The sequence below is a fragment of the Vibrio sp. 1069 genome (genome assembly GCF_033340555.1).
This window is the reverse complement of sequence record NZ_JAWOWP010000818.1, coordinates 1-545: the sequence shown is the minus strand read 5'-3', so window position 1 is coordinate 545 and position 545 is coordinate 1. Positions and strand designations below refer to the sequence as shown.

Annotated in this window: 1 protein-coding gene; it reads right to left on the bottom strand. The window is 49.5% G+C overall.

The window, feature by feature from the left end; genetic code table 11:
* On the bottom strand, positions 1–545 hold a 545-nt coding region (gene htpX / locus R7040_RS29240), incomplete at both ends, for a protease HtpX (protein WP_318098013.1).

The following is a 545-nucleotide window of genomic DNA, read 5'->3' as shown; positions in this document are numbered from 1 at the left end:
AACCAAAGACAAGTTCCAACACCATAGACACACCAAAGTACACCATCATGTTCGTGCCTTGGCCTTCTTCATCGTCGTTCGATGCCACGATATTGGCGATAAAACGCGATAGGAAGATAACAAACGTGTTCACAACACCTTGCATTAGCGTCATCGTGACCATGTCACCATTCGCAATGTGGCTCACTTCGTGCGCCAGAACGGCTTCAGCTTCATCACGCGTCATGTTGTGTAGAAGACCAGTCGATACAGCAACCAGTGAATCATCACGCTTAGCCCCTGTCGCGAATGCGTTGATGTCTGCAGAATCATAAATCGCTACTGTTGGCATACCAATGCCCGCTTGTTGCGCTTGACGGCCTACCGTCTCAAGCAACCAATGCTCTGTTTCGTTACGTGGGCTTTCAATCACCATGCCGCCAACTGAGCGTAGTGCCATGCCCTTTGACATCATTAACGAAATCAATGCGCCACCAAAGCCAAATACGGCTGCCATGACAAGTAAACCAGACAGACTGCCTGGTTGCATTCCAGTGGTCGCGTAA